This is a genomic window from Actinoplanes philippinensis (assembly GCF_900113015.1).
Taxonomy (GTDB): domain Bacteria; phylum Actinomycetota; class Actinomycetes; order Mycobacteriales; family Micromonosporaceae; genus Actinoplanes; species Actinoplanes philippinensis.
The window spans coordinates 417728-437917 of record NZ_FONV01000006.1; the positions used below are offsets into that span (position 1 = coordinate 417728).

General features: G+C 72.2%; 11 protein-coding genes. 7 read left to right on the plus strand and 4 right to left on the minus strand.

Annotated features, from left to right (window positions below):
- Positions 1-35 precede the first annotated feature (35 nt).
- Positions 36-941 (plus strand): LysR family transcriptional regulator, encoded by a 906-nt coding sequence (locus BM290_RS18210; RefSeq protein ID WP_093615494.1) that lies wholly within the window; start codon positions 36-38, stop codon positions 939-941.
- A gap of 1 nt (position 942) precedes the next feature.
- Here the strand turns inward: BM290_RS18210 and BM290_RS18215 are convergent, their stop codons facing one another.
- The gene (locus BM290_RS18215; RefSeq protein WP_093615496.1) at positions 943-9255 is read right to left on the minus strand and encodes a beta strand repeat-containing protein; all 8313 of its coding nucleotides are present in this window, start codon (positions 9253-9255) and stop codon (positions 943-945) included.
- 356 nt (positions 9256-9611) lie between these two features.
- Positions 9612-11840 (minus strand): putative bifunctional diguanylate cyclase/phosphodiesterase, encoded by a 2229-nt coding sequence (locus BM290_RS18220; protein ID WP_093615498.1) that lies wholly within the window; start codon positions 11838-11840, stop codon positions 9612-9614.
- A gap of 132 nt (positions 11841-11972) precedes the next feature.
- Here BM290_RS18220 and BM290_RS18225 point away from each other — a divergent pair, with 132 nt between their 5' ends.
- The 4 genes from BM290_RS18225 (at position 11973) to BM290_RS18245 (ending at position 17332) form a co-directional block, all read left to right on the plus strand.
- Positions 11973-14009, plus strand: coding sequence for an ABC transporter ATP-binding protein (locus tag BM290_RS18225; protein ID WP_275413220.1), 2037 nt, complete (start codon positions 11973-11975; stop codon positions 14007-14009).
- 91 nt (positions 14010-14100) lie between these two features.
- On the plus strand, positions 14101-15144 hold the full coding sequence (locus tag BM290_RS18235) for an NAD(P)-dependent alcohol dehydrogenase (RefSeq protein WP_093615500.1): 1044 nt from the start codon (positions 14101-14103) through the stop codon (positions 15142-15144).
- 361 nt (positions 15145-15505) lie between these two features.
- The gene (locus BM290_RS18240; RefSeq protein ID WP_093615503.1) at positions 15506-16237 is read left to right on the plus strand and encodes a hypothetical protein; all 732 of its coding nucleotides are present in this window, start codon (positions 15506-15508) and stop codon (positions 16235-16237) included.
- A gap of 222 nt (positions 16238-16459) precedes the next feature.
- On the plus strand, positions 16460-17332 hold the full coding sequence (locus BM290_RS18245; protein WP_307837930.1) for a helix-turn-helix transcriptional regulator: 873 nt from the start codon (positions 16460-16462) through the stop codon (positions 17330-17332).
- Positions 17333-17387: 55 nt separating this feature from the next.
- On the opposite strand, the gene BM290_RS18250 is transcribed toward BM290_RS18245, so the two are convergent.
- Positions 17388-17894: a GNAT family N-acetyltransferase gene (locus BM290_RS18250; RefSeq protein ID WP_093615505.1), complete on the minus strand. Its 507-nt coding sequence runs from the start codon at positions 17892-17894 to the stop codon at positions 17388-17390.
- Positions 17895-17948: 54 nt separating this feature from the next.
- Here BM290_RS18250 and BM290_RS18255 point away from each other — a divergent pair, with 54 nt between their 5' ends.
- Entirely contained in the window at positions 17949-18551 is a 603-nt protein-coding gene (locus BM290_RS18255; RefSeq protein WP_093615507.1) for a TetR/AcrR family transcriptional regulator, read from the plus strand.
- Between the two features lie 292 nt (positions 18552-18843).
- Complete coding sequence (locus tag BM290_RS49810; protein ID WP_093615783.1) at positions 18844-19791, plus strand: GNAT family N-acetyltransferase; 948 nt, start codon at positions 18844-18846, stop codon at positions 19789-19791.
- Here the strand turns inward: BM290_RS49810 and BM290_RS18265 are convergent.
- On the minus strand, positions 19782-20156 hold the full coding sequence (locus BM290_RS18265; RefSeq protein ID WP_093615509.1) for a hypothetical protein: 375 nt from the start codon (positions 20154-20156) through the stop codon (positions 19782-19784). The genes BM290_RS49810 and BM290_RS18265 overlap by 10 nt on opposite strands.
- Positions 20157-20190: the final 34 nt, after the last annotated feature.

Genomic DNA, 20190 nt, shown 5'->3' on the forward strand with positions numbered 1-20190 from the left:
CCTGATTTGCCGACGAAATCCTTTAGCTTTTCTATATGGACTGGAGCAGCGTGCAGCTGCGGTCGCTGGTCGAGTTGCGCCGCCGCGGCACGGTCACCGCTGTCGCGGCCGCGCTCGGCTACACCGCCGGAGCCATCTCGCAGCAGCTCGGCGCGCTGGAGCGGGCGGCCGGGGTGCCGCTGCTGCGCCGGGTCGGGCGGCGGGTGGAGCTGACCGACGCCGGGCTGGCGTTCGCCGGTCACGCCCAGCAGATCCTCGACATCGAGGCGTCCGCCACGGCCGCTCTCGAACGCAGCGCCGGCCGGGTCGCCGGGGAGCTGCAGATGGCGCTGTTCGCCACCGCGGCGGCGGAGATCCTGCCGGTGATGCTCGCCCGGGTCGCCCGGCGGCACCCGGACCTGGTGGTGCGCAGCCGGGAGCTGGTCGTCGACGACGTCTACGACGTGGTGGCGTCCGGGACGGCCGACCTCGCGGTGGGGCTGGAGTATCCGGACGTGCCGATCCGCCGCGACCCGTCGCTGCGGGTGATGCCGCTGCACCGGGAGCGGTTCTCGCTGGCGGCGCCGGCGGGCGCGCTGCCGCCGGGACCGGTCGGCCTCGCCGCGACCGGCCCGCCGCTCGGCTGGATCCTGCCGCCCGAGGACACCCACTACGGGCTGGCGATCCGCACCGTCTGCCGGCGCGCCGGCATCGAGCCGGCGCTGCGGCACGAGGTCGTCGACACGGCGGTGTCGCTGGCCCTGGTCGAGGCCGGCATCGGCGTCAGCACGGTCACCGACCTGATGCTGCGCCTGCGGCCGTCACGGTTCGACGTGCTGCCGCTGGTGGAGACGTTCGAACGGCACATCGTCGCGGTGGTCCGCTCCTCGGCCGAGCACCGCCCCAACGTCGCCGCCGTCCTGCGGGTGCTGCGCGAGCTGCGCCTGGAGACCGTCACCTGAGCTACCTGCGCCAGGCGCGGTGGCTGATCACTCCCTGCCGGTGCAGGCCCGGGCAGTACTCCGGCGCGGGCGGCTCGGGCAGCTGGAACCGCCGGTTGCGGCGGTTGGCGAGCATCAGCAGGACACCGCCCGCGCCGAGCAGGACCATGCCGCCGGCCAGCAGGGGAAGGTGGTCGCCGCCGGTGATCGGGTTCTCGCCGGGATGCCCGCCACCGCCCGGGCTCGGCGACACCGCGGTCGGTGAACGCGACGGGGTCCGCGACGCCGGGGCGGTGCGCGACGGCGTCCGGCTCGGCGTCGCCGACCGGGACGGGGCCGGCGACGGTGTACGGCTGGGAGTGGCCGACGGCGACGAAACAGGCGAGACCGGCGGCGTGGGCGTGGACGGCGCAGCCGGAGCGGACGGGTCGATCGAGGCGGGCGCGTCGGCGAGCACCGGCGGCACGTTGCCGGGCGGGGTCGCGGTGGCCCGTACCAGGAAACTGCCGTGGCCCGCGGCGATGTCGTCGGCGGTCAGATGGTAGGTGTCGGAGACGCACACCATGCTCTCGCCCGGCGCCAGGGTCGTCCTGGGGCAGGTGACACCGACCGGCAGCCCGGTCAGCGCGACGTCCCGCAGGGTCACGTTGCCGTTGTTGGTGACCACGATCGTGGACGTCACGTTGTCGCTGGTGCCGAGGATCCCGTCGCCGTCGGTGTCGGTCCATCCGACGGTCTGCTCGGCGCCGACCGCGGGCGCCGGTGGTTCGACCGGGGTGTCGGCGGCGGCCGGGCCGGAGCCGGTCGGTGTGGTGGCGCCCGGTTCGAGTCCGGCGGCGCTCGCGTGGGTGGTGATCGGGAGGTTCGCGTCGATGTCGGCCTGGGTGACGATGTACAGCTCCGGCGCGACGCAGGTCATCATCTCCCCCACCAGCAGGGTGGTCCGCGGGCACGGGATGATCCCCATCCGCACGTCGGCCACGGTCACCGACGACATCGTCACGTTGCCGTTGTTGAGGACCTGGTAGCGGTACCGGATGCCGTCGCCGACCGCCGGCCTGCCGTTGGTGGAGGCGATGTCCGCGGGGCGTACCCCCCGCTCCTCGATGGTGGCCTCGATGCCGATGGCGAGGCTGCCGTGCCCGACGATCAGCCGGACCGTCGCCGCGTCGGTGTCGTAGGTGGTGTCGGCGAGCACGCCGGGCCGGTGCCCGGTCACCGTGGACGGCTCGCGGATGGCCCGGTCGGCGTCGATGTCGGCCTGGGTGATGGTGTACGCCGTCCCGCTGCTGCAGATCATCGACGCGCCCACGGTGAGGGTGTCGCCGGGGCACTGGGCGGCGCCGACGAGCGCGTCGTCGACGGCGATGCCGGTGACCTCCACATCACCGTCGTTGGTGACCGTGTACCGGAACCGCACGGTGTCGTCGGCCTGCGCGGCGAGCTGCCGGGAGGCCGGGGTGACGACAGCGGTGACGGCCAGGTCCAGCGAGTCGGCGGCCACGGCCATCTGCTCGCTGTCGGTGGCCGGCCCGAACGTGAGGTCGCCGCCCGCGCCGGGCGGCCGCGCGGTGACCGACACGGACTCCACGATCGGCTGACCGGCCTCCACGTCGGGCTGGACGACGCGGTACGGCGTGCCGGCCGAACAGGTGGTGGTGGCGCCCGGGGCGAGCGTGCCGGCCGGGCAGTTCGCGGCGCCGGTCCGGGCGCCGGTGACGACGATCCCGGTCATCGTCACGTTGCCGGTGTTGCGCACGGTGAACCGGTAGTCGACGAGGTCGCCCCGGACCAGCTGGTCGCGGTGCCCGCCGGGGGTGACGGTGGACTCGGCGGTGAGGCTCAGCTGCGGCGCGGCGGCGATCACCGGGAAGCTCGCGGGCGGGGTGAGCAGGGTGCCGGCGGCGGTGTCGCCCGGCCGGCGTCCGGCGACCGTGACGGTGGTGGTGACCGGCACGTTCGCGTCGATGTCGGCGGTGGTGACCGTGTACGAGGACGCGCTGGTGCAGGTCATCGACGCGCCCGGGGCGAGGCTGGTGCCGGGGCAGCCGGCGGTCCCGGCCCGCGGGTCGGCGACGGTGATGCCGGTGATCGTCTGGTTGCCGTTGTTGGTCAGCACGGTGCGGTACTTCACCGTGTCACCGGCCTCGGCGGCGCTCTGGTGCCCGGCCGGGGTGGTCACCGCGTCGACGGTCGCGGTCAGTGACGGCTGCCCGGCGGCGACCACGGTGGAGACGGTGGCCGGCCCGTACGAGTGGGGGTCGGGCTGCCCGGCCTGCCGGCTGATCACGTACGCGTCGGAGACGACGGTCCGGCCGCCGTCCACGTCGGACTGGGTGACCGTGTAGGGCGGACCACCCGTGCAGACCAGTGTCCCGGCCGGCGCGACCGCCATGCTGGGGCAGGTCACCACGCCGATCAGGCTGTCGGTGACGGAGAACCCGTCCATCGTCACGTTGCCGTTGTTGGTGATCGTGTACGCGTACGTGATCGTGTCGCCGGCCGCGGGCGCCGGCCGCGACGGGTCGGAGACGGTGGCGACGCTGGTGATCGTCAGGGACGGCGCGGCCGGGGCGACCGGGGCGCTCGCGGTCTGCGGCCCGAACGTGAGGTCGATGATCGTGCCGGTCCGGCGGGCCACCGCCTGTGACGTGTCGCTGATCGCCAGCCCGGTGTCGACGTCGTTCTGCGTGATGGTCGCCGCGGCGCCGCCCGCGCACGTCGTGGTGCCGCCCGGCGCCAGCGTGGTCAGCACACACGTGGCGGCGCCCGAGGTGGTGCCGTTGACCGCCAGGGTGTCCATGGTGACGTTGCCGATGTTGCGGACCGTGAAGGTGAACGCGACGGTGCTGCCGACGGCCGCGCCGGACGGCACGGCGGTGGATGTGAGCTGCAGCAGCGGGTTGGCGGGGGCGACCGGGACGGAGGCGGCGAAGGTGCCGTAGCCGACCGCGGCCCCGTCCGACGGGCTCTTCGCGGCGACGGCGAAGCTCGACGTGACCGGGAGGCCGGAGTCGACGTCGGACTGCGCGACGGCGTAGGCGTGGCCGCCGGCGCAGGTCATCGAGTCGCCGGCGGCCAGCGAGGCGCCGGGGCAGACGGCCGTGCCGGTGAGCGGGTCGGTGAGGCTGATCAGGTCCATCGGCTGGTTGCCGTTGTTGGTGACCACGATGCTGTGCGTGACGCTGTTGCCGGCCGCCACGGCGTACCGGTTGGCGGCCGGGTTGACCGCCGGGGTGACGGTGACGGTGAGCGACGCGGTCGCGACGGCCAGGGCGACCGTGTCGGCGCCGGTGGCGTAGGTGCCCGGCGAGGCGTCGCCGGGCGCGCGGGCGGTGAGGACGGCGGCGTCGGTGATCGGCGTCCCGGCGGTGAACTCGGCCGGGGTGACGGCCCGCGGCGACGCGCTGTGGCAGGTCATCGACGCGCCGACGGCCAGGGTGGCGAACGGGCAGACGCCGTCGCCGGCGCTCGGGTCGGCCACCGCGATCGACGACATCGTCACGTTGCCGGTGTTGCTGACGTCGTAGGTGTACGCGATCGCGTCACCGGCCAGCGCCTGGCTCTGCCGTGACGACGGCGTCACGAACGCGGTGACCAGCATGTTCAGGGCGGGCACGGCCGGGGCGACACCGACCGTGACGGCGAACGGCCCGAGCGGCGGCGTGACGCCGGCCGGCGTGGTGGCGGCGACGGCGATGCTCGCCGTGATCGGCTGACCGGCGTCGATCCGGGCCTGGGTGACGGTGTACGGCGAGGCGCCGGCGCACGTCATCGACGCGCCCACCGCCAGTGACGTGAACGGGCAGCTCACGGCGCCGCCGAGGCCGCCGGTCAGGCTGATCCCGCTCATCGACACGTTGCCGTCGTTGACCACCGTGTACGTGTAGGTGATGGTGTCCCCGACCCGGACGGCGCTCTGGTGCGCGGCCGGTGACACGGTCGCCACCGGGGTCACCGACAGCGACGGCGCGGCCCCGGCCACCGGCACGGTCACGGTGTTCGACCCGTACAGCGTGCTGCTGCCGGCGCCGGGCGGCCGTCCTGACACCGACGCGGTCGCCGCCACCCCGGTCGCCGCGTCCACGTCGCTCTGGGTGACGGTGTAGGAGCCGGGGGCCGTGCAGGTGGCGGTCGCGCCGGCGGCGAGCGCGGTGGCCGGGCAGGTGGCGGCGCCGAGACGGGTGTCGGTGACGGCGATGGTCGACATGGTCACGTTGCCGTTGTTGGTGACGGTGTAGGTGTAGGCGATGGTGTCGCCGGCCCGGACCGCGTTCTGCCGGGCGATCGGGGTCACGGCCGGGACGACGGTGACGGCGAGCGCGGGGGCGGCCACGGCCACCGGCACGCCGGCCGTGAACGGGCCGTAGGAGCCGGCGGAGGCGCCGGGAGCCCGGCCGGTGACGGTGGCGCTGTCGGTGATCACGGCCCCGGCGTCCACGTCGGACGGCGTCACCCGGTACGAGGCGGAGCTGGTGCAGGTCATCGTCGCGTTCACGGCCAGCGAGGCGGACGGGCAGGCGGCGGTGCCGACCCGGGTGTCGGTGACCGCGATCGAGGACATCGTGACGTTGCCGTTGTTCGTCACCGCGTACGCGTAGGTGATCGTGTCGCCGGGGGCCGCGGCGCTCTGCCGGGCCGGTGGGGTCACGGTGGCGGTGACCACCGCGGTCAGCGACGGCGCGGCCGGGGTCACCGGGACGCCGGTGGAGAACGGCCCGAAGGTGCGGGTGGTGGCCGAGCCGACGAGCCGGCCGCCGAGGGTCGCCGAGTCCCGGATCGACCCGCCGTCGTCGACGTCGCTCTGCGTCACCACGTACGGGTTGCTGCTGGTGCAGGTCATCGACGCGCCGACGGCGAGCGTGGTGCCGGGACAGGTGACCGGTCCGCCCTTGGTGTCCGTGACGGCGACCTGGTTGAGGGCCGCGTTGCCGCCGTTGGTGACCACGTAGGAGTACGTGATCGCGTCGCCGGTCTGTGCGGCGCCGGTGTGCCCGGCCGGGCTGACCGCCGCGGACACCGTGGCCCGCAGCGACGCGGTCCCGCCGGCGAGCTGCACGGTGACCGGGGCCGGGCCGAAGCTGACCGCCGCGACACCGCCGGGCGGGCGGGCGGTGACCGTGGCGTTGTTGTAGACGGGCTGCTGCGCGTCGAAGTCGGACTGGGTGATCGTGTACGGGGCGGGGCCGGTGCAGATCATCTGCGCGCCGGCCGCGAGGGTGGTGCCCGGGCAGTCGGCGGTGCCGGTCAGCGCGTCGCGGACGACGATCTGGCTCATCGTCACGTTGCCGTCGTTGGCCACGGTGAACCGGTAGGTGACCGGGTCGCCGGTCAGCGCCGCGTTCTGCCGGCTCGACGGTGTGACGGTGGCGGCGCCGGTGATCTTCAGCGAGGCGGTGCTGGGGCTGATGGTGACAGCGGTCTGTGCGGTGTCGTTGCCGGAGGCCGGGTCGGTGCTGTCCGACGACACCACCCGTACCACGTTGCTGGGGGTGCCGGCGCTGAGCGCGGTGCCGGACAGGGTGAGGGTGGCCGTGCCGCCGGCCGCCAGCGACGGGATCGACCAGCGGCCGGTGCTCGCGTCGTAGCCACCGGCCCCGGATCCGGCGCTGATCAGCAGGCCGGTCTGCGGTGACACCTGGATCACCACGTTGGACACGTCGGACGGCCCGGCGTTGCGGGCGGTGACGGTGAACTGCACCGGGTCGGTGGCCACCACCTGCGGGGTGCTGGTGCTCTGCGTCAGGTCGAGGTCGGAGATGTGCTGGACGGTCGCGGTCGTGGTGACGCCGTCGTTGCCGGCGTCCGGGTCGGGCGAGGTCGCCGACACCGTCACCGTGCGGGCGAAGGTGGTTGCGCTGTACCCCGGTTTCAGCAGCGTGTCGAAGGTGATGGCCCAGGTCGTGGCGGCATCCATCAGCGCCCGGGTGCAGATGAACACACCGCCGTCGGGGGTGATGCCGTTGAGGTCGACAGTGCCCTGGAAGGAGCATGTGCCGGCCGAGGTGGCGGCGGCCGGCACGGTCTGCCCGGCCGGGACGGGCCGCTGGACCAGGACGCCCTCGGCGCGGGTGGGGCCGGCGTTGGCGACCGTCACGACGCTGCGGATGCGTTCGCCGGGCACCAGGGTGGTGCCGCCGCGGTCGGAGTTGACCATCGTCTGCGTCACCGACAGGTCGCCCTTGAGCAGCACCGTGAAGTTGGCGGTCTGCTTGTCGTTGGCGGCGTTCGGGTCGGTGGTGGTGGTGACCACCGTGACGGTCGCGGTGCCGGGCCCGGCCTGCGCGTCGGGGCCGAGGACCACGGTTCCGGAGAGCGGGATCGTCGCCCCGGGCGGCAGGTGCGGGATGGTGCAGGCGGTCGGTGTGCAGTACGCGGCGAGCGGCCCGGTGGTCGGCCGGACGATGCTCACGCCGGGCGGCAGCACCGGGATGAACGAGACGTTGTCGGCCATCGACGGGCCGTTGTTCTTCACCGCGAGCGTGTAGGTGGTGGTCTCCCCCGCGTACGCCGTGTACGTGCCGAGCGTCAGGGTGATCCCGACGTCGGCGACCAGGGCGCCCGCGCCGGTCACGGTGACGATGTTGTTGTTGACGTCCGGGTCCGGTGTCGCCGCCTTCAGCGAGACCGCGTTGTTGACCACGGGATTCGACACCGACAGGGTCATCGTGATGGTGGCCGTCACGGTCGCCCCGGACGCCAGGGAGGCCAGGGAGCACTCGATGGTGCCGGTCGCGGTGGTGGCGCAGGTGCCGCCCGGCACGGTCGCCTGCGCGCCGGTCGAGCCGACCGGGATCGGGTCGGACAGCACGATGGTCCGCGCGGTCGAGGGGCCGCGGTTGGTGACGGTCACCGTGTAGGTGATGGTGTCGCCGCCGGCCGGCGCGGACGGCGAGTAGGTCATGGTGACGGCGAGGTCGGCGCTGGCGGTGGCCGAGTTGCTCACCGACGCCGAGTTGTCCGACTGGTTGGTCTCGTACGTGGCGCTGGTGATCGCCGCGCCGAGAGTGTAGGCGGTGCCCGGGGTCTCGCCGGACGGCACGTTGCCGGTGACGGTCATGGTGCGGTTGTCACCGGCGGCGATGCTCGGGTAGGCGCAGGTCGCCTTGGTTCCGCTGACCGAGCACGTGCCGCCGGCCGACGTGGCCGTCACCCCGGTGAGCCCGGACGGCACCGTGCCGGTGAGCACCACCGTCGCCGCGGTGCTGGGACCGGCGTTCGCCGCGGTGAGGGTGTAGCTCGCCGACTGGCCCGCGACGACCGCCGTGCCGGCCAGCGCCGCGGTCACCGACAGGTCGGCGGCCGGGTTCACGGTCATCGCGGCGGTGTTCGACGTCGACGTGGGCGAGGTGTTGGTGACCACCTCGGTGTAGGTGGCGGTCGCGTCGTTGTCGAGGGTGGTGTTGGCGATCGACGAGCCGGCCACCACCTGGTAGGTCAGCGTCTGTGACTCGCCGGGCGCGAGGGTGCCGCCGGCCGCGCCGGTGGCGCCGGCGCCGACCCGCAGTTTCACGGTCCGGGTGCCGCTGACGTACTCGCCGGTGTCGTCCCCGGCCGCGTCGGTCGGCTTGGTGGTCGTCGCCCCGGTCACCGACCGCAGCGACCCCGGGACGTAGGTGGTCCCGGCCGGCAGCGTGTCGGTGATCGCCGCCAGGGTGGCCGGGGTGCCGCCGTCGTTGCGGGTGGTCACCGTGTAGGTGAGGGTGTCACCGACGTTCGCGGTGCTGGCGCCGGAGGTGTTGACCACCGAGGTGTTCGTGGTCAGGCAGGCGGCCGAGCCGAACGACACCGCGTCCAGGAAGTTGCCGATGCTCGGATCGGCGCTCGCCGAGGAGACCGACTTGAACGCGAACCGGGTCTTGGTCTGCCCCGCCGGAACCGTGTAGGTGCCGGTGTAGGAGCCCCACGAGTTCTTGTTGTCGGAGATGTTGGCGCCCTGCTGCACCAGCGTCCCGGTGGGCGGGCCGATGATCACCGCCATCGTGTCGGTGCCGGTCCGGCCGCGGTGGTTGAGCTGCCATCGCAGGATCTGCCCGGGGATCGTGGTCAGATCCTGATACAGCGTCGACACCATGTTGGCGTTGAGCTCGGCGTGCTGGCTCCCGGACGACGACGTGACACCGCCGTAGCCGCGCCACAGCTCGATCATCTTGTCGGTCGCCGTGGTCAGCCAGCCCGGCACCAGCGTCTGCAGCATGATCGACACTTGCCCGGCGGCGATCACCGGCTCCTCGAAATCGCCGTTCGTCAGCGACACCGCCGTCGGGCAGACCGACTGCGCGGCCACCGCCGGCGCCTCCCGGAAAGGGAGAGCCAGAGTGAGCGCCAGAATCATCGCGAATGCGCCGGCGGTAATCCCGACACGCCTGACTAGCCCACGCACGGACTCCCCCGTTGGTGCTGGTGACGCAGGCTTCACGCCCGGGCCCTACCGGGCCTTTGCAGGCTAATACGACATCAGGACCGCAAAAAACAAAACCTCATATTTTTGTACGGCCACCCGCCCCCGATACAGAAGGTGCAATTGTCGGGCAATTAACCGGAATCATTTTGAGAACCATTCTTCGCAGCGGTCCCGGCAGCACCGTGACCACCCGCCCGTCCCACGGCGTCTCAGGAGATCAGGCTCCGCCGGCGTCTCAGGAGATCAGGCTCCGCCGGCGTCTCAGGAGATCAGGCTCCGCCGGCGTCTCAGGAGATCAGGCTCCGCGTGGCGGTGAACGCCGGCTCGGCCTCCGGACGCCCGAAGTGGTAACCCTGCAGCAGCCGGTAGCCGATACGGGTGAGGGCCTCGGCCTGCTCGGCGGTCTCCACGCCCTCGGCCACCGCGTCCAGGCCGAGGCCGTGACTGACCTGGATCATCGCCTCGGCGATGACGGCGTGCCGCCCGGCCTCGGTGATCCGGTCCACGAACGACTTGTCGATCTTCAGGACGTCGACCGGGACGGCCTGCAGCAGACCCAGCGACGAGTGCCCGGTCCCGAAGTCGTCGAGGGCGATCCGCACGCCCAGCGCTCGCAGCTCGTGCAGCGCCGTGACGGCCGGGCCGCCGTCGAACACCGCCGTCTCGGTGACCTCGACGGTCAGCCGCCGCGCCGGCAGCCCGGTCCGGGCCAGCACGTCAGCGACCGTCCCGGCGAACCCCGGCCGGGCCAGCTGGCGGGCCGACACGTTGACGCTGACCCGGTCCGGCGCGCCCGGCCCCAGCTCGGCGGTCCACCGGACCAGCTGCTCACAGGCGGTCTCCAGGATCCACGCGCCGAGCTCGACGATCAGCCCGTTGCGCTCGGCGACCGGGATGAACCGGGCCGGGCTGACCGTGCCGAGCCTCGGATGATGCCAGCGGACCAGCGCCTCGACGGCGGCGACCCGCTGCTCGGGCATCGCGACGATCGGCTGGTACACCACCTGGAACTGGCGTTCGCCGAGCGCGTGCCGCATCTGCGCGCCGAGCCGGGCCTCCTCCACCGACCGTTCGTCGAGTCCCGCCGACCACCGCCGGTACGGCTCGCCGCTCTGCTTCGCCGCGAACATCGCGACACCGGCACGGCGCAGCACCTCCGCCGGGTCGGCCGCGTCCGCCCCGCCGGCCACCCCTACACCGGCGCCGACCAGCACCTCGTACCCCGCGGTGTGGATCGGATCGTGCACCGCGTCGGCGAGCCGCGCGGCAACCGCGTCCGCCTCGCCCTCGTCGGCGTCACACAGCAGCACGGCGAACTCGTCGCCACTGAGCCGCGCGACGGTGACGTCCGGCCCGGCGAGCGCCCGCACCCGGTCGGCGATCCGCACGATGACGTCGTCGCCGGCCCGATGCCCGAGCTCGTCGTTGATGGCGCGCAGCCGGTTCAGGCCCATCAGGACCACCTGCGGGCGGCCCCCGGCCAGCGCGTCACCGAGCGCCCGGTAGAGGTGCCGCCGGTTGTGCAGCCCGGTGAGGTCGTCGGAGTTGGCGAGCCGCTCCAGCGCGACGGCCTGCCCACGGACCTCGGTCGTCACGCCCGCCATCCGCGCCACCCCGAGAACGAACAGCAGCACCGCGCCGGCCCCGATGACGATCCGGTCCACGGTGTCGGCGCCGACCGACGGGATGAACAGCATGATCGGCGCCAGCACCGAGCTGCCGCCCAGGACGACCAGCCGGCCCCGATCGAGCCGGCCCGGGGCGCCGGACGTGTCCGGGACCGGCGCCTTCATCGACGGGTGCAGCGCCGCGGCGGCCCACAGCACGTACGCCATCAGCCAGCCCCAGTCGATGGCCCGGCCCTCGTAGTCGAAATACAGCGTCGCCACCGAGAACGCGACATCCGCCAGCAGCAGCAGGACCGCCGCGACGGCCAGCAGATCGGTGCTCGGGGTGCGCGCCCGCCGGTCGATCAGCAGCCGGGCCACCATTGCCAGCAGCAGCGCGTCCAGCGACGGATAGGCGGTGCTGACCGCGCGTTCCAGCATCGACGCCGCGTCCTCGGCAGCGACCGGATGCAGGACGAACACCCACAGCACCAAGCCCAGGCCGGTGGCCACCATGGCCGCGTCGATCAGCCCGGCCAGGTCCCGGCCACGCCGGCGGTGCAGCAGGAACAGGCCACCGATCAGCGGCGGATAGGAGGCGAGATAGAACACGTCGGCCACCGAGGGATACGGCTCCACGTGCCGGACGTGATCCAGATACCACCACGTGAAGTCGCCGGTCACCGACAGGATCATGCCGGCGCCGAACAGGATCCAGGCCCACGGCCGCTCCGGACGGTGCCAGCGCACCGCGGCGAGGATGGTCAGGCCGGCGATCAGCCCGATCGTGTTGTACCCGGCGCTCGCCAGCGCGGTTCCCTCGGGCAGCAGGTAGTAGACGACGGTCGCCAGCAGGCCGGCCGCCGTGCACCAACGCCACGGGTTGCCGGCACGCACGAGAGCACCCATCGGCGTCGTTGAGCCGGACTTGAGCCGATGAATAAATAGGAGACGCTCGCGACACCGACCGCCTAGGGTCGACGCCCATGAGGACTACCAGCGACATCCCCGCCGCCCTGTTCGCCGCTGGAAAGGTCCTCCGTGTTCTTCTCGAACCCCGTCAACCCGTTCCCCTCCGGTAACCTCCCCACCCCCGCTGCCGGCGTCCGGCGGTTCCTCTTCCAGGAGTTCCGGCCGCTGCGCGCCGTCGTGGTGATCGCCGTCGCGGTCACGATCCTGGGCGCCCTCGCCGAGGTCTGGCTGATCGGTTACGCCGGCCGTCTCGTCGACCTGCTCGCCGCCACCGACCCGGCCACCCTGTGGTCCGACCGTGGCCCCGAGCTGCTCACCGTCGCCGCGTTCGTGCTGCTCGTCCGCCCGGCGCTGATGCTGCTCGGCGAGGTCCTCGACGACATCACGTTCCGCGCCAACGCCCGGCCGCTGGCCCGCTGGCGGGCACACCGCTACGTGTCCCGGCAGTCGGTCGGCTGGTTCCGCGACGACCTGGCCGGCCGGATCGCCACGTGGGTCCGCGACGGCGGCGACGCGGCAGCCACGGCCGCCTACTCGGTGATCCACACGCTGGTGTTCGTGACGGCCTACATCGCCGGCTCGGTGTGGGTCATGTCGGCCATCGACGTGCGGCTGCTTCTTCCGCTGGGCGCCTGGATCGCGGCGTACCTCCTGCTCATGGCCTTGATCGTCCCCCGTTTCCGGCGCGCCTCGGAAAACCTGCAGGCCGCCGAGTCGGCGCTGACCGGCCTGCTCGTCGACTCCTACGCCAACATCGACACGCTGGCCCTGCTCGGCGGCACGGACGCCCGCACCGACCACGACCGGCGCGTGTTCGCCGAGGCCAGGCAGGCCCACCTGCGCCTGCAGCGGGTGGAGGTGACGATCAACAGCAGCATGATGGCGCTGGGCAGCGCGCTGCTGGTCGGCCTCGTCGGTTACGGCATCGTGCTGTGGCGCTCGGACGCCGCGCCGCTCGGCCTGGTCGCGGCCGCGCTGGCGCTCAGCTTCCGGATCACGTCGATGGCGGAGTGGCTGCTCGACGCGGTGTCGTCGCTGTTCGGCGCCGCCGGCGCCCTGAGGCAGGCGTTGCGCACGATCGCGCAGCCGCTCACGGTGGCCGACAAACCCGAGGCACAACCCTTGGTGGTACGCACCGGAGCCATCCGATTCCACCAGGTCAGCCACCACTACGGCCGTGGCGCCGGCGGCCTGGACCGGCTGGACCTGGAGATCGCCCCCGGCGAGCGCGTCGGTCTGGTCGGCCGTTCCGGCGCGGGCAAGTCGACACTGGTCGGCCTGCTGCTGCGCTTCCACGACCCGGAACACGGCACCATCACCATCGACGGAACCGACATCACCGACGTCACCCAGGACAGCCTCCGCGACCAGATCGCCATGGTCGCCCAGGAGGCGACACTGCTGCACCGCTCCGTCCGCGAAAACATCGCCGGTCCCGCTGCCTCCCCAGGCCTCGCCGCCGCGACCACCCCTTCTCCCTCGGCTCCCATCTCTCCACCCGCCACCAGCGCCCCCTCGGCCCCCATGTCTCCCCCGGCCCCCATCTCTCCATCAGCCGCCGCCTCAACCACCACCGCTTCCTCCGCCGCCAGCTCCCCCTCGGCCACCGCCTCCCCCTCGGCCTCGTCCGACGACGTGCGGATCGGGCTGGCGCTGGCTCGGGCGTCCGCCGATTTCGTCGGATCGCTGCGGGACGCGGACGGGCGTACCGGCCTCGACGCCCACGTCGGTGAACGCGGCGTCCGCCTCTCCGGAGGCCAGAGGCAACGGATCGCCCTGGCCCGGGCCTTCTACCGCAACGCCCCGATCCTGGTCCTCGACGAGGCCACGTCCGCGCTCGACTCCGAGTCGGAGGCGGTCATCCACGAAACCCTCAGTGACGTGATGGCCGGCCGTACGGTGATCGCGATCGCCCACCGCCTGTCGACGATCGCAGGCATGGACCGCATCGTGGTCCTCGACGACGGCCGCATCGCCGAACAGGGCACCCACGAGTCACTGCTGGCTCGGGGAGGCCTCTACGCCGACCTGTGGTCCCGCCAGTCCGGCGGTTTCCTGGGCGCCTCCGCCGGCCTTTCCGTGGCTGAAGACCCACGCCGGGGGTAGTACTGGGGATACACGTACCACCAGGGACTCCCTGCGCGCCGGCGCCTGTGGTGCCCTGAACCCCACACATCGTTCGTCATCGGAGGCCGTCATCGCTACCGTCAACGCCATCGCCGCGCCCTCGGCCACCGATCCGCTCGTCCGCAGCACCATCGAGCGGCGTGCCGTGGGCCCCCGTGATGTTCTGATCGAGATCCGCTACGCGGGCATCTGCCACTCCGACATTCACACGGTGCGCGGCGAGTGGGGCAAGGTGCCCTACCCGCTGACCGTGGGCCACGAGATCGTCGGCGAAGTCACCGAGGTCGGCGCCGAGGTGACCCGGCACAGCGTCGGCGACCGGGTCGGCGTCGGCTGCATGGTCAACTCGTGCCGCGAGTGCGACAACTGCAAGGCCGGCCAGGAGCAGTACTGCCTCAACGGCAACGTCGGCACCTACGCCGGAACCGACCGGGACGGCACCGTCACCCAGGGCGGCTACTCCACCCACATCGTCGTCGACGAGGATTTCGTGCTCCGGGTGCCGGAGTCCATCCCGTACGAGACGGCCGCCCCGCTGCTGTGCGCCGGCATCACCACATACTCGCCGCTCGCCCACTGGAAGGCCGGTCCGGGCCGCAACGTCGCTGTGGTCGGCATGGGCGGCCTGGGTCACATGGCCGTGAAGATCGCCGCCGCGATGGGCGCCGAGGTCACTGTCCTGTCGCAGACCCTCGGCAAGAAGGACGACGGCCTGGCCTTCGGCGCCAGGCACTACCACGCCACCAGCGACCCGGCCACCTTCAAGGATCTGGCCAACACCTTCGACCTGATCATCAACACGGTGAGCGCCCCGATCGACATGGGCGCCTACCTGCGACTGCTCCGCCTCGACGGCACTCTCGTAGCCGTCGGCGCCCCGCCGGAGCCGTTGCCGGTCCAGGTGTTCGCCCTGTTCGGGGCCCGTCGCTCGTTCGCAGGCTCCAGCATCGGTGGCATCGCCGAAACCCAGGAGATGCTCGGCTTCTGCGCCGACCACGGCATCGCCCCACAGGTGGAGGTCATCCCCGCCGACGAGGTGAACGAGGCCTACGACCGAGTCCTCAAATCCGACGTCCGCTACCGCTTCGTGATCGACATCAACACGCTCCGCTAGCCACGTCATGGGCGCGCTCCCTCGCATCGGGGCGCGCCTTGTCGCGTTCGATTCGCCTTCTCGGCGGGCACCACGCTCTCGCCACATCTCACGGTGTGCCCCGCCGTCTGTCAATCGTTCCAGGGCCAGGCCGGCTCGGCGTGGACCTGCCACGCGTAAGCGCACCCGGGTTCGCCCGTCACCTCCCGCCTTCGCCACTGCTGCCTCCGGCGGACGAGCGGCGCTGCCCCCGCCGGACGAACGGCGCTGCCCTCCCCGGACGAACGGCGCTGCCCTCGCCCAGGTCGTCGGGACCGTCCACGCCTGAAGATCGTCTGTTCTGCCCGGCATCATTCGACCGTCGTGGGGAAGTAGGCGGGTCATGAGACTCGCACCGCTCGCCGGAGCCGGGATCGCCGTTGCCGTCGGCCTCCGGGTGGCACGCTCGCGCAGGCAGCGGGCTCTCCATCCGGTCGGCCGCTCGATGAACGGCGAACTCCACGTGTGGGGCTGCCTCGAGCCGACCGGCTCCGACCTCCTCGACCACCCGGCACGTCACGCGGTCATCGTCCGCGTCTCGAAGGGCGCCGGAACCCGCCGCGCCCGGGCCGATGTGCGCGGCCTCGCCATCCGTGTCCCCGGACCGGACCGCCCCACCGATCTCCTCCTGTCCACCGTCGGCCACGGCCGTCTGGGCCGTCGCCTGCCGATGCCCCGCCGCACGTTCGATGCCGTCTACGGCTCGATCGCCCCCTACCGGGCCTCGCGCCGCCTCTACCTGGCCGCCGGCCCCGATCCGGAGGGCACTCCGGTCGGAACCGACATCGACCAGGTCGGCCGCCACCCCGCCGAACTCCTCCTGCACGTCATCCGGTCCGGCAACGTGGAAACGGTCGGCCGACTTCATCTCGGCGACCTGCTACCCGCGGACACCGACGCGGCCCTGGCCTTCGACCCGATACGCAATGCCTCCCCCGATCTGCGTCCCACCGGGCTCCTGCACGGAGCCCGAGCCCTCGCCTACCGCGCCGGCCAACGCTGGCGCGGAGCAACCCCGGCCCCCGACAACCCTTCCGCGACAGCCGCAACCGCCGCGGGCCAGCGCGTCGCCTGACCCGGCCTCGTCTCCGGTTCCGGACGCGCTTTCGCCGCGTCTCCCCGGCCCGCGCCCGATCCCGCACCGTTGCTCGTCTCCGGCCTCGGTCGCATCCCGCCCGGGGGTTCCTCTCCTGCCCTGGCCGGATCTCCCGTCCCGGCCCGGCCGTGAGGGAGGCTCTGTTGATAGGGGTAAAAGCAGGGCCACCCTCCGGGCCTGCGGGCGGCATAACCTCGGCTCATGGGCATGGACAACCGCAGCGAGGTCCGCGCGTTCCTCACTTCCCGCCGGGCGAAGATCAGTCCCGAGCGGGCCGGCATCCCGGCTTATGGCAGCCGTCGCGTGGCGGGGCTCCGCCGTGGTGAGGTCGCCGCCCTGGCCGGTGTGAGCGTGGAGTATTACATCCGGCTGGAGCGCGGCAACCTGACCGGAGTCTCCGACAGCGTCCTCGACGCCGTCTCCCGTGCGCTGCAGCTCGACGAGACCGAGAGCGCCCATCTGCGGCATCTGGCTCGAGCAGCCGGGGCACGGCCGGCCCGACCACGATCGCGCCGCAGCGGTGCCCCGGAGATCAGGCCGGCGGTCCGTCGCCTGCTCGACGCGATGACCGGGATGCCGGCGATTCTACGAGACTTCCGGTTCGACATCCTGGCCGTCAACCCGCTCGGGCGGGCACTGTATGCGCCGATGTTCGCGGGCGCGCCGGCGCAGCCGGTCAACACGATGCGGTTCACGTTTCTCGCCCCGCAGGCGCAGGCGTTCTATCCCGAGTGGGCGCAGATGGCGCGGTCGGCGGTGGGCGCCCTGCACATCGCGGCGGCACAGCACCCGCACGACCAGCAGCTGATGAACCTGATCGGCGAGCTGTCAATGCGCAGTGACAACTTCCGCACCTGGTGGGCGGCTCAGGACGTGTTCGTGCACCGTCACGGCGTCAAACGGTTCCGGCATCCGGGTGTCGGCGACCTGGAGCTCACCTACGAGGGGCTGGAGCTGTCCGGCGAGCGCGACCTGACCATCGTCACCTACTCTGCCGAGCCGGGCACCTCGTCCAGCGACGGGCTGCAGTTGCTGGCCGCCTGGGCCGCGACACAGGAGGCGATCACGAGCTGATCCGGACCCGTCGGTGGTGACATTGGCGAGGAGAGATGGCAGCGGCGCGACCGGGTCAGGCGAGGTCGAGAGTCCAGGTCTGGCCCACCAGGTCGTGGCCGAAGCTTCGGTGCGGGTTCTCCTCGACCAGGGTGAATCCGTATGACTGATAGATCTTGCGGGCGGAGGTGAGGTTGTCGTTGGTCCACAGAGTGACCGTTCGGTAACCGGCACGGCGGGCGAAGGCCAGGCACTCGTCGACCAGGCGGGTTCCCAGGCCGAGGCCTCGGGCGGCCGGCGTGACCAGCAGGATGCGGAGCTTCGCCACCGCCGGCTCGTCGCCGGCGACCAGGAAGATGCTGCCCGCGCGGACGCCGTCGACCTCGGCGATCCAGGCGGCCTCGCGGCTGGGGTCGTGGTCGGTGGCGTAATCGGCGACGATGCGGGCCACCAGGGTCTCGAAGTCGGTGTTCCAGCCGAACTGCTCGTCGTAGACCTCGCCATGGGCCATCACGACCCAGCCGAGGTCGCCGGGACGGTCGGCTCGGCGGATTTCGATGTGCGGTTGCTTCGTTGACGTCATGTGACCCTCCGAGTTCACTGAAACGACTGTTTCAGTGAACTGTAGGCTAGCCCGATGAGCGAAGAACCGCCCAGCCCTTCCGTCCGACAGGTGGAACTTCTGGAGGCGGCCTATCGATATGCGCTCGAGCATGGGCTGGCCGATCTCTCGCTGCGACCGCTGGCGGCGGCGATCGGATCCAGTCCGCGCGTGCTGATCTACCTGTTCGGCAGCAAGGACGGGCTGGTCAAAGCCCTTCTGGCGCGAGCGCGCGTCGATGAGCTGGCCGTCCTCGGCAGCCTCGGGGAAGCAGGCCCGCCGGCCGGCCTGACGACGGCGGCCGAGCAGATCTGGCTCTGGTTGCGCGAACCCCGGCACCGCCCGCTGCTGCGGCTGTGGGCGGAGGCGTACACCCGGTCGCTGATCGAACCCGACGGCGCCTGGGCGGGATTCGCCGCATCGACCGTGACGGACTGGCTCGCGCTGCTCGCGGCGCACCAGCCGCAACCGGAGCGGGACACCGCGCAAGGCGCCGCCGTGCGGACCGCGGTTCTGGCCGCGCTTCGTGGCTGCCTGCTGGATCTGCTGGCCACCGGTGATCGGGACCGTGTTGACGCGGCCTTGCGCCACCAGCTCGGCCTGATCGAAAACGACCGGTCGGCGCGGGACCTGCCGTGAGCCGCGCCTACTGTGCTGACCAGGCTCACCGGGTTCGGGCTGCGGCCCCGGCCGCAAGCCGGGCCGCGGGTGACCTCGAGCCGGACTCGGAGCCCTCGATGGCCGGCCGGGGAAGCCGAGCCTCGTCGATGCCGTGCGGCGCCCGGTGACAACCTCCCGGCCCCTGCCCAATGCAACTGTGGAGACCGGGACGGCGGTGGAGTTCGCCGATGAGCCGTTCATGGAGAGCCGCCGACAGGGCCACGATATCGACTCGACGACCGGGCCGATTTCTGACACAGTGGCGCGCACCATGACGAACCTCGACCTTCTGACGGCCGCGGACGTGCAGCTCATGCAGGGTCTGGCCCAGCGTGTCACCGCGACCCATCCACACCTGGTCAATGCCGAGGCGACGTACGGCGAACTGGCCTGGAACTGGGGCAAGAGCCATGCCGCTCACGGGGCGACCTGGCCGCGCCGCCTGTGGTTCGCCGGTGGGCGGCTGGTGGCGTGGGGCTGGGCGCAGCTCCCCCATCGGGTGTTTCGCAGCGACGGCCGATCGAAGGACGTCACCAACGCGAACCTGGTCTATCAGATCCACCCCGATCACGCCGATCTGATCGACGAGATCATCGAGTGGTACGGACAGGTCGCCGCCGGCCTGGAGCGGACCGTGGTGCCGACGGCCGCCGACGAGCTCGCGTTGAAGCAGTGGGCGGCGCACGGCTACGAGACGGATCCCTCGTCGCTGGGTGACACCGGCTTCTGGACCCAGCTCAACCAGCGTGACCTGGTCGACGTGGCGGAGCCGGTGCTGCCGCCGGGTTTCCGGTTCCGCACCGCCGACGAGGCCGGGCCGGAGGCGGCGGTACGGGCGCATGTGGACGCGTGGGCGCCGTCGACGTTCACGGCGGAGGGCTTCCAGGGGGTTCGCCAGACCGCCGGGTATCGCGGTGACCTGCATCTTCTGGTGGAGGCGCCGGACTCGACGATGGCCTCGTCGACGATCATGTGGCTGGACGAGGTGAACCGTACGGCGGAGTTCGAGCCGGTCGGCACCCATCCGGGCTTCCGGCGGCAGGGTCTGGCGAGGGCGATGCTGTTGTACGGCATGCGGCGGGTGCGGTCGCTGGGCGCCACCCACGCGACGGTCGCCTGCCTGGGCGCGCCGGGTCATCCGCGGGCCCGCGGCCTCTATCACAGCGTCGGCTTCCGGGAGATCTCACGCGACGCCCCGCTGGTGAGCCGTCAGGCGTAACTCACGTAGACCACGACGCTGCCCTGCCGGATGTGGGCGCCGCGGACCACGTACCCCGGATCGGTGAGGGTCGGCCCCAGCCTCTCCTCCGCCTCCAGGCCCATCCGGCGCCGCAACTCCTCGGGGGTCTGCCCGGGCGCCGGTTTCACGGTGAGGCCCCACCAGCAGCCGCCGGACGCGCACTGCACACCCTCCTCGACGACGGTCGCGCCGGCCGGCACCGCGGGGATCCGCCAGTCCGGGGGCGTCGCTCCCTCGTCACCGAAGAGGTACAGCCAGGCGAAACAGAGGCTCCACAGGAAACCGGCCGCGATCACCAGGAGTATCGCCGCACGGGTGACTCGCAGCGCGGTCCGGGTCGTCATTCCGGCGAGGGTAGCGGCGGCGGTCAAGATCCTC